This window comes from Thalassospira sp. UBA1131, from assembly GCF_002311515.1.
Classification (GTDB): Bacteria; Pseudomonadota; Alphaproteobacteria; order Rhodospirillales; family Thalassospiraceae; genus Thalassospira.
In genome coordinates this window covers 1-12,736 of the sequence record NZ_DCAO01000059.1, presented here as the reverse complement: position 1 = coordinate 12,736, position 12,736 = coordinate 1, and the positions used below count along the sequence as shown (strand labels likewise).

11 protein-coding genes and 1 pseudogene are annotated in these 12,736 nt (G+C 55.4%); 5 read left to right on the top strand and 7 right to left on the bottom strand.

The features are described 5' to 3' along the window. Positions 1-15: 15 nt before the first annotated feature. The 3 genes from B3Z49_RS08890 to B3Z49_RS08880 all read right to left on the bottom strand — a co-directional run bounded on the left by B3Z49_RS08890 (position 16) and on the right by B3Z49_RS08880 (position 4,036). The gene (locus B3Z49_RS08890) at positions 16-1,143 is read right to left on the bottom strand and encodes an imelysin family protein (protein ID WP_296990098.1); all 1,128 of its coding nucleotides are present in this window, start codon (positions 1,141-1,143) and stop codon (positions 16-18) included. Positions 1,144-1,211: 68 nt separating this feature from the next. After that, a complete protein-coding gene (locus tag B3Z49_RS08885; protein ID WP_296990096.1) occupies positions 1,212-2,675 on the bottom strand; it encodes a di-heme oxidoredictase family protein in 1,464 nt (487 codons plus the stop codon). Between the two features lie 92 nt (positions 2,676-2,767). Next, positions 2,768-4,036, bottom strand: a complete 1,269-nt coding sequence (locus B3Z49_RS08880; protein ID WP_296990095.1) for an imelysin family protein — start codon at positions 4,034-4,036, stop codon at positions 2,768-2,770. Positions 4,037-4,378: 342 nt separating this feature from the next. Here B3Z49_RS08880 and B3Z49_RS08875 point away from each other — a divergent pair, with 342 nt between their 5' ends. Beyond that, positions 4,379-5,080, top strand: coding sequence for a cytochrome b/b6 domain-containing protein (locus tag B3Z49_RS08875; protein ID WP_296990093.1), 702 nt, complete (start codon positions 4,379-4,381; stop codon positions 5,078-5,080). Between the two features lie 107 nt (positions 5,081-5,187). Here B3Z49_RS08875 and B3Z49_RS08870 read toward each other — a convergent pair whose 3' ends face one another. Further along, entirely contained in the window at positions 5,188-5,652 is a 465-nt protein-coding gene (locus B3Z49_RS08870; protein ID WP_296990091.1) for a c-type cytochrome, read from the bottom strand. Between the two features lie 198 nt (positions 5,653-5,850). Here B3Z49_RS08870 and B3Z49_RS08865 point away from each other — a divergent pair, with 198 nt between their 5' ends. The 4 genes from B3Z49_RS08865 to B3Z49_RS08850 all read left to right on the top strand — a co-directional run bounded on the left by B3Z49_RS08865 (position 5,851) and on the right by B3Z49_RS08850 (position 9,643). Then, complete coding sequence (locus tag B3Z49_RS08865) at positions 5,851-7,401, top strand: NAD-dependent succinate-semialdehyde dehydrogenase (RefSeq protein WP_296990088.1); 1,551 nt, start codon at positions 5,851-5,853, stop codon at positions 7,399-7,401. 498 nt (positions 7,402-7,899) lie between these two features. After that, a complete protein-coding gene (locus tag B3Z49_RS08860; RefSeq protein WP_157088485.1) occupies positions 7,900-8,061 on the top strand; it encodes an RSP_7527 family protein in 162 nt (53 codons plus the stop codon). A gap of 163 nt (positions 8,062-8,224) precedes the next feature. Continuing rightward, positions 8,225-9,013 (top strand): alpha/beta fold hydrolase, encoded by a 789-nt coding sequence (locus B3Z49_RS08855; RefSeq protein ID WP_296990080.1) that lies wholly within the window; start codon positions 8,225-8,227, stop codon positions 9,011-9,013. A gap of 15 nt (positions 9,014-9,028) precedes the next feature. Further along, the gene (locus B3Z49_RS08850; RefSeq protein WP_296990078.1) at positions 9,029-9,643 is read left to right on the top strand and encodes an NUDIX domain-containing protein; all 615 of its coding nucleotides are present in this window, start codon (positions 9,029-9,031) and stop codon (positions 9,641-9,643) included. Positions 9,644-9,650: 7 nt separating this feature from the next. Here the strand turns inward: B3Z49_RS08850 and B3Z49_RS08845 are convergent, their stop codons facing one another. The 3 genes and pseudogenes from B3Z49_RS08845 to B3Z49_RS08835 form a co-directional block, all read right to left on the bottom strand. Further along, the gene (locus B3Z49_RS08845; RefSeq protein ID WP_296990075.1) at positions 9,651-10,391 is read right to left on the bottom strand and encodes an SDR family NAD(P)-dependent oxidoreductase; all 741 of its coding nucleotides are present in this window, start codon (positions 10,389-10,391) and stop codon (positions 9,651-9,653) included. Between the two features lie 80 nt (positions 10,392-10,471). Then, a complete protein-coding gene (locus B3Z49_RS08840) occupies positions 10,472-12,394 on the bottom strand; it encodes a monovalent cation:proton antiporter-2 (CPA2) family protein (protein ID WP_296990072.1) in 1,923 nt (640 codons plus the stop codon). A gap of 188 nt (positions 12,395-12,582) precedes the next feature. Then, positions 12,583-12,736 (bottom strand): annotated as a pseudogene (locus B3Z49_RS08835) (polyhydroxyalkanoate depolymerase); the annotation flags it as partial.

The window sequence follows — 12,736 nt, the reverse complement described above, 5'->3', positions numbered from 1 at the left end:
CCTGCCGTCTGAGAACTAGTCGCCATCCAACGCGTTAAAGCCACCGCCAAGCTGGGTATTGCCGCCGACGTCGTTTTCAACAAGCGTGGTCAGGAAATCAATCTGCCCCTTAAGGTCTGTCAGCACGGTATAACCATTCGGCTGCTCCAGCACCTCGGCAACAGAGGGCGGAAGCTCTGCCACTGTGTCGCCAACAGTCTGCCAGTTAAGCTTGAATGACCGATCCAGCAGGCTGTTATCAATCAGGGCGGCAAGGCCTTTGCCTTCTTCACCGACATCACCCCAAGTGCCGTCATAGATGGCAAACAGACCAATCAGGTTATGTTCGATATTACGAAGCGATCGTTCCGATATCGGGCTTTCCGCACGGCCTGCACTGGCGTCCTCTGCCCCATCGCCAAGCGGACGGGCAAGCTTCTGGCTTGAGATGATCAAAAGCCCTTCATGCAGGGCACGATAGAGATCGGTCGCAGCAAACTTGGCGGTGGGATAATCCATGCTGTCCGGTCCGGCATTTTCCACTGCCGTCGCAAATTCCGGCCATTCGGCCTGCAATTCGCCCGAAAGCGTACCAAGGTTGGTGGCAATTGCCGTGCCGTACTGGCACAGGAACACGCCATCTTCATCGGCCGCAACCATCTGATCACCGTGATCATCGGCAAACAGGACTTCTTCGAGTGCGGGGAAGCCTTGAAGTGCGGCACTGGCACCAGAAAGTTTTTCGGGATCGGTATAGGCGGCCGGTTTATCAAACATCAGCTTGCGGAACTGACGCGCCGCCGTACCGTGTTTGTCCGGCCAGTATTCGATATGCTGATCACGCCCATTGGCAACCAGCGGCCCCATGTGCCAGGGCTGGATTTCCTGCCAGATATCCATCGCCGCGTGAAAGGCCGCTTGGGTGCCTTCAAGTCCGCTCTTATCCGGATCTGAGCAGAAATCCTTGAACTCGCTGGTCAGATTTTCCGTTGCCGCGTGGAAGTCATCAAGCTTGGGTGGCATCACGGTGCCCAGCAAGTGCGCCAGAACCGGTTGATAGTTTTCATCGGGAATATCCGCACGCGCATCGGGGCTGATGACACCAACAGCAAGAACGGTGGTGGTCGAAAGCAACAATGTGCGCCAGCTCGGTTTGCAGAACATATGACTTATCCCGATATTCACGTGATTTGGTATCTGGTTTGGTATCCGGTCTTGCGACATATATCGCGTCACAATGACTTTAGAAATGCCAACAATTGACTGCGTTCCGATGGTGGCAGCTTTGTGACTGCTTTGCGGGCGTTTTCGGCCTCGCCCCCATGCCACAGGATCGCTTCAAGAATGGTTCTTGCCCGGCCGTCATGCAGGAAGCGGGCACGTGGATCAATCTCTTGCGCGCGGCCAATCCCCCAAAGCGGTGGCGTGCGCCATTCAGTGCCCGATGCCTGTGCCTCCGGCCTGTGATCGGCAAGGCCGTCGCCCATGTCGTGTAACAACAGGTCCGTATAGGGCCAGATGATCTGCCCGGACTGTTCGGGCAGGTCGTCACGTTCGGGCAACGCGTAACGCGGCGTATGACAGGATGCACAGCCGATTGCGTCAAAGATCTTTTCGCCCGCCAAAACGTCGGCATCATTGGCGTTCTTTCGGGCTGGCGGGGCAATGTTGCGCGCGTAATACAGCACCAGATCGGTCATTACCGAATGGACTTCCAGCCCCTCGAATTCATCATCATTGCCATCGGGCGCAGTAATGCAGTCCGTTTGCGCAGCCGTGCAATCGCCGCTGGCATTTGGATAAAGCGGGGTAGAAAGGCCGATATCAAACTGAAACGCATTCTGGTTTTGCTGATCCAGGGTCGGCATGCCGGCCTTCCAGCCAAACCGGCCAATCGCCATCTTGGAATTGGCAATGTCCCAAACCTGATTGAGCCGCCCGGATATTCCGTCGCCATCTTGATCCTGAGGATCGCTGGCCGCCATTAGGGTGCTGTCAGGAATGGCTTCCAACAGTCCAAGCCCGATCATCGGCGGGGCAAGGCGCGGGGACACCATGATATCGGGATGCAGCGGCCCATAGGCCAGATCGGTCATTTCATACGTTGGGTTGCGCAAGGTAACCGTCTCACCCCCGGCTAAGAGAACGTCGGTCTTTGTATAGGTCACCTTGACCCGTCCCTCGGCCTGAATGCCGGGGATCGAGAAATCCTGAAACTGGCCGCCATAAACCGGGTCGGGAAGGGTGGCCAGCTTTCCATCCAGATGATCGCGGAGTTGATTGGCGGTTTGTGGCGGGATGGACAGACGCAGCAACATCGACGTTGCCCCGGCCTCACGATCATTCTCATCAACCGGATGACCGCGGCCATTGCGGATATGGCACCCGCTGCACGCGCGTGAATTAAACAGTGGACCTAATCCGTCTGCCGCCTTGGTTCGGGTCGGGGCGGTGACCCATAATCTTTGAAAAAGGGCTTCACCCAGCTTGAAATCAAGCCGCTTTTCAAAGCTCATATTGGCTGACTGGTGCATGAAGGCATTGCGGCCCTTCGCCCCGGTCCAGCTTGTTTCACCGCCGGGCATTGCCGGGTCACCGCTGGTCTGTGCATTGACAGCGATTGGTGCAATAGCAAGGCCAATGGATGCCAGCCAGAACGGGAATGAAAACAGCGGCGTGCGTGCGGGACGTTTCATGGAAGTCTTCTAATTCGGGGTCAAAGCAAAACGGCGGGAGAATTCATCCCCCGCCGTTCACAGTCAATCAGGCAGGTGCCTGATGATCAGGATTAGTTGACAGCAGCCGGGTTGTCGAGGCTGTCGGAACCTTCGAACTCGATACCATCAATGCCGACCGCGGCAATGATCTGTTCGATTGATTTGGTCTGATCGACAAGCGCATCAACAAAGGACTGAACGACGGCATTGCCATCTTCATTGCCCATAGCAATCAGCTGATCAAAGGCTTCGCCGCCCTGTGCACGGGTGACCATGACTTTACCGGCAACAACCGATGCCGCCAGCTTGGCGCGCAGTTCGGTGTCCAGTGCCGCGTCATTGGCCGCAACCAGATCAGAAAGCGACGGACCTTCAACAACCGAACCATCAACACGGGTGTAACGGCCAAGGTAAACGTTCTGGATGCCCAGTGCGTCATAGAAGTGGCTGTTGTGAGTGTTGTCCGAGAAGCAGTCATGCTCTTCTTCCGGATCATGAAGCAGCAGGCCAAGCTTGGTACGCTCGCCGCCCAGTTCGCCATAAGAAAGCGAACCCATGCCGGTCACAATCGCGGTCAGGCCCGGAACGCCGTCACCTTCAAGAACGGTTTCGCGTGCTTCGCCGCCTTCGGCCCACTGCGCGGTCATCCATTCAAGATCAGACACCATAAGGTCGGCTGCGGCCTGAAGATATTCACCGCGACGGTCACAATTACCATTGGTGCAGGCATCACCGGATGCGTAGTCGGTCCATTTGCGTTCACCGGCACCGGCATCGGTCCCATGAAGGTCCTGACCCCAAAGAAGGAATTCAATCGCGTGGTAGCCGGTGGCAACGTTTGCTTCGACGTCGTCAATTTCATGCAGGCTTTCAAGCAAAGCTGCATCAATGGTCGAGGCATCAAGGGTTTCGCCAGAAATGGTCAGGGTCGGGTTGGCAATCACATTGGCGGTGTATGCCGGGTTTTCTTCGCTTTCTTCGCCGTAAAGGCCGGTTTCGACATAGTCGATCAGACCTTCATCAAGCGGCCAGGCATTAACCTTGCCTTCCCAGTCATCAACAATCGCGTTGCCGAAACGATAAACTTCGGTCTGCTGATAGGGGGCGCGCGACGCCAGCCATGCGGATTTCGCGGCATCAAAGGTCGCGGCCGACGGATTTGCAACCAGCTCATCAATCGCCGCCTGCAGTTCCTTGGCGGTGATCAGTGAATCTTCGTAACCGGCATGCGCGATATCGGCATAAGTGGTCAGCACGTCTTTGGCGGCCGGTGCGGCATATGCCTGCGCGCCAAGGGTAGTGACCAGTGCGGCCGTACCCAGAATCTTTGCGATCTTCATAGGAGTTCCCATCTATCCCTGAATGGTGAGCCAAGGGCAAAAGCCCCTTCGATCAAGGTGAAAATCCGTCACGCTCAAAAACTGAACGCGCACAGGAACTGTGACCCTGATCACTTTGCTTCCGCCAATTGATACTGCTTGTGAGAATGATTTTCAATTAAAGAATTGGCAATTCGCAAAGTTTTAGGTTTCGGTAATGTGATAACCGTTGGTTGACCCAGCATCCGCGGGCAATTTGTAGTGGTATGGAAAATTGATCTGTCTTTAAGTTTCTTGACGGAAACTGCTGTGCGATATTTTCCGCAATTGAATAACCCCTGTTCGTGCAAAGAGAGAGACCCGATGAGCACCCCGTCCGCAGACGAAAAGAAAGTCAAACTTTGGGATTTCCCGGTTCGCCTGTTCCATTGGGCTCTTGTCGTGGCCATTGTCACGGCCTGGTGGACCAATCGACAGGTGATGATTGATATCCATGCCATCGCCGGTTACAGCGTGCTGGCGCTTGTGATCTTTCGCATCATCTGGGGCTTTGTCGGCAGCTCAAACGCCCGCTTTGCCGATTTCCTGACCGGTCCACGCCATGTGATCGGTTATCTCGGAAAATTGCCCAAGGGTTCGACCTCTGAACTGACATATACCGGGCACAACCCGGCCGGGGGGTGGATGGTTTTGGTCATGATTTTGCTGGTCGGGGTGCAAGCGGTATCTGGCCTGTTTGCCAGCGAGGATACCTTCCTGTTCTTCGATGGACCGCTTGTGGCTTATGTTAGTTCCGATTTTGCCAGCACCATGAACTGGATCCATCACACCAACATCAACCTGATCTATGCCGCCGTCGGGCTGCACGTGTTTGCCGCTCTGTTCTATCTGGTTGTCAAACGCGAAAACCTGATCCGGGCGATTGTGATTGGCACCCGCCGCGTGCCGGCCGAACTGGCAGGACGCTTTGCAAACATCCGGTTTGCCTCACCTGTGCTGGGGATTGTGATCCTGATTGTCTGTGCGCTTGTGGTGTGGGGCGGTGTCACGCTGGCGCGCGGTTAGTTCGGGGCTGCGGATAATAATAAAGGCCAACGTTCCCTTGATGGAACGTTGGCCTTTTTTGATTTGCATGGAAACCCCATGATCGGGCAGGGCAGCAAGATCAAATTTTACTTGGTGCGGAACTCGTCGTGGCAACCTTTGCAGGATTTGCCCAGATTGCCCATCGCAGCGCCCATCGCACCCTTGTCACCAACAGCGTCGGCCAGCGCAAGCGCAGCCTGCTGCATTTCCGGGAAGCGACCAGAGAAATCATCCCAGTTGGTCCAGATATCGGCACTTGCCGTTGTCTTGACGGACGCATCCGGGGTTTGCGGCTCAAACGCTGCCGGGGCAGCCCCCGCCGAAAACGCAATGCCCTTGGCCAGATTGGCCAGAACCGGATCGGGCAGGGTGCATTCACCCTTCATATAGCAGCCAAGTGTGCCCATCGCGCCGCCGATGCCATCCATCAGCATCTTGCGGTTTTCAACCGCGGCGTTGTCGGATGCTTCATCGGCCTGTGCCATCGTCGGGAATGCGGCACCTGCCGTTATGATCGTGCCGAGGAGACCGGCAAAAAGGAGCTTCTTCATCTTGGGTTCTCTCTCCAAAACGCGTTAAAGTGTCTCTCTGAGTGCAGTGTTCAGTTTAGTTTTTTATATTGAGATGTAAGCACGTTATTGCCATTAGCCCGCCGCAAGGCTTAGTGTCCCAGCAGTGCCCCCGAAACTGTAATCACAAGCGCGTGATCACCAAAGTTTTTGTTATTGCGTGCCAAGGAAGTCCCGCCCATGTCCGCTGCCACCCGGAATAATTCACCCTCCGCATCATCCGCCCCGGATCCGCAGGCTAATGAGACCCTTATTCGCGAGGGACGCGCGCGTGCACGCGCCCTTGTCCGCGACTGGAACCTTAAACATGCCTATATCAACGGGGAATGGCGGGCGGCCGACAGTCGTGAAACGCTGGACGTGATCGACCCGGCAAAGGGTGACGTGATTGGCACAGTGCCATTTATGCGCACATCCGAGGCGCGTCAGGCAATTGATGCGGCCCACGCGGCCTTTCCGGCATGGTCGCGCATACTGGCACGCGAACGGGCAGATATCTTGCGCCGCTGGCGTGACTTGCTTGAAACCTATCAAGAAGACTTGGCTGCCCTGATTACCCTTGAACAGGGAAAACCCCTTGATCAGGCGCTTCGCGAAGTGGTCGGTGCGATTGCCTATGCCGAATGGTATGGCGAAGAAGCCAAACGCGCCTATGGTCAAACCATGCCCGCAACCCAGCGCGATCGTCGCGTTGTTGTGCAAAAACACCCCGTAGGTGTGGTCGCGGCGATTACGCCCTGGAATTTCCCGCTGACCATGGTGGTGCGCAAATGTGCGCCGGCGTTGGCGGCGGGCTGTACCGTGATTGTCAAACCGGCCGAGGATACCCCGCTTTCGGCATTGGCAGCCGCCAAGCTTGCCGAACAGGCCGGTTTCCCGCCGGGTGTGTTTAACGTCGTGACCGGTTTGCCCCACCCGATAGGCGAGGCCCTGACAGGCGATCAGCGCGTTCGGATGTTGTCGTTCACCGGTTCAACATCGGTGGGCAAACGGTTGATGGAACAATGTGCGCCGACGATGAAAAAGCTCTCGCTGGAGCTGGGCGGCAATGCACCCTTTATCGTCATGGATGACGCCGATCTTGATGCGGCCGTTGCTGGCGCGATGATTTCAAAGTTCCGCAACAGTGGACAGACCTGCGTTTGTGCCAACCGCATTTTCGTCCAGGACGGTGTTTATGAGGCCTTTGTCGAAAAGTTCGTTGCCGCCAGCAAGGCACAGACCATCGGCAATGGATTTGTGCCCGGCACGGAATTGGGGCCACTGATAAACCGTCAGGCGGTGGCGAAGGTCGAACGCCTTGTCGCCGATGCCCAAAAACGCGGTGCAAACCTGATTTATGGCGCGCCCTTGCCCGAGGAAGGCTTTTTCACCCGGCCACTTGTGATGATCGATGTGCCCGATGATGCAGATTGCTTTGACGAGGAACTGTTTGCCCCGGTTGCGCCGATCTATCGGTTTGGCACCGAGGATGACGTGATCACACTTGCCAATCGGGTGCGCACCGGACTGTCTTCTTATATCTATAGTCGCGATATCGGGCGTATCCAACGGCTTGCCGATCGGCTGGAAGTCGGGGTGGTTGGCATCAATGATGGCACCACCAGCCACGAAGGTGCGCCGTTTGGCGGGGTCAAGGAAAGTGGTCAGGGCCGCGAAGGCGGTCATTGGGGGCTTGAGGAATATCTTGAGCCCAAATACCTCAATTACGCCCTTAAGTCGGGCATCTGACCGCGCGTAAAGAACCCCCGGATAGGCGGATCGTAAAACGGCAATATCCTGATCGGGTATTGCCGTTTTCTGATTTTGGGCAAGCTATGCAAAATTGTGCGGTGTGACTCTGGCGAAAATATCCGCAATTTTGACCGCATTTGGCGAAAAATCGATCTGCACCAAGTATTTTTCGATGATTTTTCTTCTGCGCAGGACTTGAAATACCGTCGGGCAGAGCATCTTCATATTAGGATCATCATAGATTTGGTGGGATGTTGAGGGTTTCCAGACCTGAAAATGTGAGCAAAACGAACGCCTTATTTGTCATGATACAAATATGTGAAATATGCATGACGAAATTATCTCATTGCCAGCCATAGGTATGCGTTGAATGCATGTTTGGGGTGATAAAACTCTTCTCGTCGGTATGATCAAACAGGCGTACACCGGGTTTAACGAAACACACAGCGAAACCCCGGCGGGAACAACGCCGGATGCTTTTAAGAGGAAACGGACATGAAAATGTATCGTGATTATGACCTGGTTGCCCTGCAGCGCGAAGCTGAACATCTCCGTGCACAGGCTATGCGTCAGATGCTTGTTGCACTGGTACGCAAAGTTGGTGCCCTGTTTGGCGCACACAACAAACCCCATGGTGGTGTTGCTGCTGGCGCGTAATTGCCTAGCCAACCACACCCTGCGACCGTTAAATCGGTACGCTTAAAAACGCCTCCGCATCTCGTTGTTGCGGAGGTGTTTTTGTTTGGGCACTTCACCTTCGCAGTTTGCACCGCTATTAAGGGGGATCGACCCCGTTCGAATTGCGCAGAAGTTGGTCTTTATGAAACTTGCCCATTACGCCTTTGGCGAAGAAAACCGTGACAACGGCACCATCGTGATTGTCCATGGTCTGTTTGGTCAGGCGCGGAACTGGACGGCCATCGCACGCCGACTGGCGGAAAAGTATCACGTTGTCACCGCTGATTTGCGAAATCACGGACGCTCCGACTGGGACGCGGAAATGACCTATCCGGCCATGGCGGCCGATCTGGCCGAACTGATCAGTGAGGTATCCGATAAACCGGTGCATCTGGTCGGGCATTCGATGGGCGGCAAGGCATCGATGGTGCTTTCCCTGTCGGCCGATGCCGGTTTGGTTGCCGATCTGGTCGTGGTCGATATTGCCCCGGTTTCCTATGACCATGATTATAGCGGCTATATCAGCGCCATGCGCGATGTCGACTTTTCCACTATTTCGCGCCGCGCCGAGGTCGAAGACGCCCTGTCTTCTGGCGTATCGGAAAAGGGTGTGCGTCAATTCCTTGCCCAGAATGTCGCGACCGACAAGGAAACGGGTGCTATGTCATGGCAGGTCAATATCGATGCCATGGCCAACCATCTTGACGATATCATCGGCTGGCCAACGGACGGGATTGCCGATCAGTATGATGGCGATGTCCTGTTTATTTCGGGGGCGAACTCGCACTATGTCGATCCCAAGGACCGCGATCACATCAAGTCGCTTTTCCCCAAGGCAGCCTTTACCAGCATCAAGGGTGCTGGACATTGGGTACATGCCGAGAAACCCGACGCCGTGCTTTTGACCCTGTCTGCCTTCCTGAAACGCTAGTCGGGTGACGTCATCATGTTCGATCTGCCCAAAGGCTGGTCTCTTCCCGATCAGGATCACGTCCGTGTCAATGATATCGAATGTCTGTCGGACAACTGGTATCGGCTTTATCGCGTCAGCTTTGATCTGAAACGATCAGATGGATCATGGCAAAGCCAGACGCGCGAAGCTTATGAACGCGGCAATGGCGCGGGCATCCTGCTTTATAACCGCGCGGATCGTACTGTTGTCCTGACCCGTCAGTTTCGCCTGCCAAGCTTTGTCAATGGCAACGTAGACGGCATGTTGATCGAAGTCCCGGCAGGTGTGCTTGATGATCGTGATCCGGCCGCAGCCGTCATTGCCGAGGTCGAAGAAGAAACCGGCTATAAGATCGGAAAGCCCCGCCAGGTCTTTGACCTGTTCATGAGCCCGGGATCCGTCACCGAACGTTTGCATCTGTTCGTTGCCGAAGTTACCCGCGATCACCGTGAAGGGGATGGTGGCGGCCTGCATGAAGAGGGCGAGGATATCCATGTGCTTGAGATCGGCTTTGACGACATCATTCCGATGATGGCCGATGGACGCATCCGCGATGCCAAGACCGTAATCCTGTTACAGCACGCCCTTCTGACCAAGCTGTTTGATTAAGCACGGATCACCAAGGCAGTTCCGTGCCGTCATAGGCAAAGAACCCGCCCGATTGCTGGGCCTCAAGCTGATCAATGACGTTCAGCATATTGGCCGTCGCCTCGTCCGGGCTTTGTACTTTTAGTCCGGATTTGGCAAATGGGCCGGAAAGCCCGGTATCGACCGTGCCGGGATGAAGGGCCACGCAAACGCAATCACGCTTGTTCCGCCCGATTTCAATCGCGGTGCATTTAACCAGCTGATTAAGCGCTGCCTTGGCCGCACGGTATCCGTACCAGCCGCCCATGCGATTATCCCCGATACTGCCAACCTTGGCCGACAGGGTGGCAAACACCGATTTGCCTGATCGCGGCAACAGCGGGCAGAAATGCTTCATCAAAAGCGCCGGGCCAATCGCGTTAATCTGAAACTGCTTGGCCATGTAGTCGGCATCAATGTGGCGCAGGGATTTTTCCGGCTGGAAGGTTTCATCATGCAGATAGCCGGTGGCATCAATGATCAGGCGGATATCACAACTGCGATCAGTGGCTTGTTGCTTGGCATTCTCCGCACAGGCCCCGACAGAGGCCGGATTGGTGAAATCAAGTGCTGGCGTGGTTTTGCGCGAATATTCCAAGACGCTTGAAAAGTGCCCCGACGCGGTCAGATGATTGACAAAGGCCTGACCAATCCCGCCGGTTGCCCCGATGACAATCGCGATTTGTCCGGGGGCAATCGTATCAAAGGTCGGGGATGGGGTATTTGTCATTGCGGGCACCTTGAATTGTTTCTCAATGTCCTACGCAATCACAGCATGCGCGGTTCAAACCGTCTGGATGACTGTTGCGATTAACTGTTGGGCTCGGTGCTGGCGGATTTCTGGGGTTGGTCCTTTTCATCGCGCTCTTCGCGTTCATCGCGCATGATTTCAAACAGTGTTTCGTTCTGGGCGCGCATCGTATCGATATAGCCCTTGTCCATACCGTGTTCATTCCAGCGCGCGCGCAGCTTATCAAGCGTTTCGAGATCATGTTTGCGGAATGCGGTCTTTTTGCGCTCAGCCCCGGTCGGCGTCAGGCCGAGTTCAATCAGTGCATCACGCCCAAGGTTAAGCGCGCTTTCGAATGTTTCGCGCTCCACGCAATGGGCGCCGGCATTTTCAAGTTCATAAACATGGTGGCGGTCGATCGCGCGGGCAAGAATGCGGACATTCGGGTAATGTTTGGCGACATGGGCGACAAGTTGAGTCAGCTTTTCGCGATCATCAATCGCAGCAACGAAAAGCTTGGCTTTCTCAATGCCCGTATTGTGCAGGAGATCAGGGCGCATCGCATCGCCATAATAGCCGCGGAAACCAACCCGCCCAAGGTTTTCAATAACCTCCGGGTCATGGTCCAGGACCACAATGCTATGGCCGTTGGTCGCCAGCAGGCGCGTAATGATCTGTCCAAATCGACCCACCCCGGCGACAACAATACGACCGGTTTCGTCAATTTCGTCGGCCTCGCGATTGCCTGTCCGGATCAGGCGCGGTGCCAGCAGTCTTTCATGGATGATGAAGGCCGCGGGGGTCAGCATCATGGTCAATGCAACTGCCAAAGTCAGTTTCTGCACCAGATCAAGTGGCAGGACACCAACGGCGAATGCCATTCCAAACAGGACAAAGGCAAACTCACCCGCCTGCGCCAGGCCAACCGTAAACAGCATGCGATCAACGCCACACATGCGCACACTGCTTGCGATCAAAAACAGGACAACAGCCTTGATCACCATGATGCCAAGCGCTATGGCAAACAAGGTGACGGGTTCATCAAACAAAAGATTGAAATCAATCCCGGCCCCGACGGTCAGGAAAAACAGGCCCAGCAAAAGCCCCTTGAACGGTTCGATGTCGTTTTCAAGTTCGTGGCGATATTCGCTGTCAGACAACACGACACCGGCAAGGAATGTTCCCAATGCCGGGCTGAGGCCGATGGCATTCATCAAAAGTGCTGTGCCAATCACCAGCAACAGTGCGGCTGCGGTGAATACTTCACGCAGATGTGCCTTGGCGATAAAGCGAAAGATCGGCCGCATCAAATAGCGCCCGCCAACCACGATGGAGGCAATGGCGCCGATAATCACAAGTGGCTGCGCCCATTCCGGCACCAGATCCAGCAACATGCCGCCATGCGCCGATCCATGGTCGACCCCGCCGGTGGCACCGGATACAACCAAAAGCGGCATAATCGCAAGCATCGGAATGACAGCCACATCCTGGGTCAGAAGAACCGAGAACGAGCTTTTCCCGCCGACTGTGCCAAGCCAACCCTTTTCACCCATGGTTTGTAAAACAATTGCAGTCGATGAAAGGGCAAGGACCATGCCGACCGCGACGGATTGTTGCCATGTCAGGCCCAGCGCATAACACGCCGCGCCAATGATCGCCGTCGTGCCCAGGACCTGCATGCCACCCAGGCCGATCAATTGCCCGCGCATCGTCCACAGCATGGCGGGCCGCAGTTCCAGACCGACCAGAAACAGCATCATAACCACGCCGAACTCTGCAAAATGCTGAAGATCGGCGGCTTCGGCTCCGACGATGCCCAGTACAGGACCTATCATCACGCCTGCGATCAGATAGCCAAGGACTGATCCCAACCCCAGTCGCTGGGCAATTGGCACCGCCACCACAGCTGCAACGAGATAGATAAACGCAGATGACAGGATTTCCATCAGGCAGGCTCCGGGCTTAATGTACTTGGCGAGAAGGTCTTGTTTATGCGACTTCACAGACCGTTCCAGCGGACTTTGGAATGGTTTCAGTCTGATTTAGCCTGCTTTTGGGGGCGAGGTAAATCAGATGTTTGATCTCCTGATCGGTTCAACTGACGGAGATCTCTGGACTCACGCTTTAAGCAAGCCCACAAAAAAGCCGCCTGTTTTTATGCAGGCGGCTTTTGATATGGTTGCGGTTGGTGTTATTCGGCCGCATTGATATGTGTGACATTGGGGGCGCTGCGCGCACCTTTGCCCTCATGATCATGACGGCGGATGAATTCCTTGATCCGCGGGCTGATCTGTTCGCGCCAGCGACGTCCGTTAAAGACGCCGTAATGGCCGACACCCTGCTGA

Bases quoted from the DNA above. Each gene is read 5' to 3' on its own strand.
- B3Z49_RS08890 (WP_296990098.1), bottom strand. From the start codon at position 1,143: ATGTTCTGCAAACCGAGCTGGCGCACATTGTTGCTTTCGACCACCACC.
- B3Z49_RS08885 (WP_296990096.1), bottom strand. From the start codon at position 2,675: ATGAAACGTCCCGCACGCACGCCGCTGTTTTCATTCCCGTTCTGGCTG.
- B3Z49_RS08880 (WP_296990095.1), bottom strand. From the start codon at position 4,036: ATGAAGATCGCAAAGATTCTGGGTACGGCCGCACTGGTCACTACCCTT.
- B3Z49_RS08875 (WP_296990093.1), top strand. From the start codon at position 4,379: ATGAGCACCCCGTCCGCAGACGAAAAGAAAGTCAAACTTTGGGATTTC.
- B3Z49_RS08870 (WP_296990091.1), bottom strand. From the start codon at position 5,652: ATGAAGAAGCTCCTTTTTGCCGGTCTCCTCGGCACGATCATAACGGCA.
- B3Z49_RS08865 (WP_296990088.1), top strand. From the start codon at position 5,851: ATGTCCGCTGCCACCCGGAATAATTCACCCTCCGCATCATCCGCCCCG.
- B3Z49_RS08860 (WP_157088485.1), top strand. From the start codon at position 7,900: ATGAAAATGTATCGTGATTATGACCTGGTTGCCCTGCAGCGCGAAGCT.
- B3Z49_RS08855 (WP_296990080.1), top strand. From the start codon at position 8,225: ATGAAACTTGCCCATTACGCCTTTGGCGAAGAAAACCGTGACAACGGC.
- B3Z49_RS08850 (WP_296990078.1), top strand. From the start codon at position 9,029: ATGTTCGATCTGCCCAAAGGCTGGTCTCTTCCCGATCAGGATCACGTC.
- B3Z49_RS08845 (WP_296990075.1), bottom strand. From the start codon at position 10,391: ATGACAAATACCCCATCCCCGACCTTTGATACGATTGCCCCCGGACAA.